Origin of the sequence: Dorea sp. 210702-DFI.3.125, assembly GCF_020560945.1 — a bacterium.
Lineage (GTDB): Bacteria > Bacillota > Clostridia > Lachnospirales > Lachnospiraceae > Dorea > Dorea formicigenerans.
In genome coordinates this window covers 1-2,233 of sequence record NZ_JAJCNF010000065.1, presented here as the reverse complement: position 1 = coordinate 2,233, position 2,233 = coordinate 1, and the positions used below count along the sequence as shown (strand labels likewise).

The following is a 2,233-nucleotide window of genomic DNA, read 5'->3' as shown; positions in this document are numbered from 1 at the left end:
CTGGCGAACTGACACCGAAATGATACCGAAACACGACAATCTGATAGGGGGATAGCCTACCCTATCGCTGATACTTCGGGAGATTTTAGGCGGCTCTATGGCTGTAATTTTGCCGAAAATCGCCCCGAAACCATACACTAAAACGGGAGGAAACACAATATGCCGAGAATGAGTAAAAAGAGGAAATATGAGCTTTCCTTTTACCTCAATGACCGGGGGCGTGTCACTTACAACGAATTATGCCGGAAATGCCAGCATGGGTGCAGGCAGAGCTTCCGGGCGGTTGTGATTGACTGCCCCCGTTATTTATCCAAACGAGCAAAGAAAAAGGAGGCACACACCGAATGAATTTTGAATTTATGACGATAGACACACCCTTGCCGCCCTGTATGCCCTTTCCCAGAGCGTTGACAGGATTTCCAGTCAGCAGCACCGCAAAGGTCATGTACTGCCGGATGCTGGACGCTATGCTGTCCAAAGGGCAGGAGGACGAGAACGGAATCCTGTTTGTCTGCTTCCCTGTCACAGCCATTGCCGCAGTCCTGTCCCGCAGTCCCATGACGGTCAAGCGTTCTCTGAATGAACTGGAAACCGCCGGACTTATCATGCGGGTGCGTCAGGGCGTTGGAGAACCAAACAGGATTTATGTGCTGATACCGGGAAAGGAGGACGCTGCCCTTGCCTGATACCTCAAAGCTGGAAAAGCTCAACAGGGAGCTGGAGAAAAGCGAAAAGAAGCTGCGGAAAGCCATTAATGATGAAAAGGTATTGCAGCACCAGTTGAAGCAGCTTACCCGAAAGGAACGGACGCACCGGCTCTGTACCCGTGGCGGTATGCTGGAAAGTTTTCTGCAAGAGCCGGAACGCCTGACAGATGATGATGTCATGCTGTTGTTGAAACTCATTTTTCACAGGCAGGACACGCAGGAACTATTGAAAAAACTGCTGGAACGGAAGAAGCCGGAAACCCCTTAGTTTACTAAGGGCGCAATTATACACCACCCAGAGGTTGGTGCATTGCGTTCTCCGAAGGCTCCTCGCCGGAGGGCTGTAATTTTCCGCAGTCATGGTCTGCTCCAAATCATACAGGGGACGCTACGCTTCCCCTGCGCTGGCTGCCGCCAGCTACCCTTTTGTGTACTTGCCATCTGGGGACACCTTGCGTTGCAAGCTGTTCCCAGCCGACAAGTTTCATAAAATATGCTATCTTTTCGATAGCCAATGAAGTATAATGAAGATGACAACAAATCGGCATTTGTAAAGGAGGATTTACAATGAAGAAAATTGGATTAGGTATTGCGATACTACTCTTTGCCATTATAATTTCTCTTTGCTCATCAGGAATGGGGCTGCTCGTTATCGGAATTGGGATTGTAGGATTGATTTTTTCAATCATAGGATTTATAGAACGCAAGTAAAATAACTTCCAGTTTGTCAGCTTCACATCGGGTCAACTTGCCCCGAACTTTTACAATTAAATACCCGCCGCCCACATAGCGGCACACCGAGCAGGAAATCTGAAAAAGGTCTCCTGCTTTTTTTCTGCCCAAAATGAGGTGGTAAAACGCCACCCCGTCCACCAATTAGCGAAAGGAGGGACACGAAATGCCCTGTCCACACAACGAAATCACGATTGTTCAGCGCAGCCAGCGGCAGTCTGCGGTTGCCGCCGCTGCTTACCAGAGTGGCGAAAAGCTGTTCTGTGAATACGACCAGCAAGTGAAGCACTACCCGGAAAAGCGTGGTATCGTCCACAATGAGATTCTGCTCCCAGCAAATGCCCCGCCGGAGTATGCAGACCGTAATACCTTATGGAACGCCGCCGAAGCTGTGGAAAAACAATGGAACTCCCAGCTTGCAAGGAGGTGGGTGCTTACCATCCCAAGAGAGATACCACCCGACCAGTATGCTGTCCTTGTCCGGGAGTTTTGTGAGCAGCAGTTTGTTTCCAAAGGCATGATTGCTGATTTTGCAATCCATGACCCCCATCCGCCGGGACACAATCCCCACGCCCATGTCATGCTCACTATGAGGGCAATGGACGAACATGGAAAATGGCTTCCCAAGAGCCGCAAGGTTTATGACCTTGACGAAAACGGGGAACGGATAAAACTTCCGTCCGGCAGATGGAAAAGCCACAAGGAGGATACGGTGGATTGGAACGACCAGAAGTATTGCGAAATCTGGCGGCATGAATGGGAGGTCATCCAGAACCGCTATCTGGAAGCCAATG

Annotated in this window: 5 protein-coding genes; all 5 read left to right on the top strand. The window is 50.0% G+C overall.

What is annotated here, in order from left to right; all coding sequences use genetic code 11:
- Positions 1-159 precede the first annotated feature (159 nt).
- On the top strand, positions 160-348 hold the full coding sequence (locus LI164_RS15520) for a hypothetical protein (protein ID WP_055058411.1): 189 nt from the start codon (positions 160-162) through the stop codon (positions 346-348).
- Complete coding sequence (locus LI164_RS15515; RefSeq protein WP_003020305.1) at positions 345-686, top strand: DeoR family transcriptional regulator; 342 nt, start codon at positions 345-347, stop codon at positions 684-686. The genes LI164_RS15520 and LI164_RS15515 overlap by 4 nt, the downstream gene beginning before the upstream one ends.
- Positions 679-975, top strand: a complete 297-nt coding sequence (locus tag LI164_RS15510) for a DUF3847 domain-containing protein (RefSeq protein ID WP_012816208.1) — start codon at positions 679-681, stop codon at positions 973-975. The genes LI164_RS15515 and LI164_RS15510 overlap by 8 nt, the downstream gene beginning before the upstream one ends.
- A 299-nt stretch (positions 976-1,274) precedes the next feature.
- The gene (locus tag LI164_RS15505) at positions 1,275-1,418 is read left to right on the top strand and encodes a hypothetical protein (protein ID WP_009274458.1); all 144 of its coding nucleotides are present in this window, start codon (positions 1,275-1,277) and stop codon (positions 1,416-1,418) included.
- A gap of 187 nt (positions 1,419-1,605) precedes the next feature.
- Positions 1,606-2,233: MobQ family relaxase (gene mobQ / locus LI164_RS15500; protein WP_227087371.1), on the top strand; the 628-nt coding region annotated here is incomplete at its 3' end.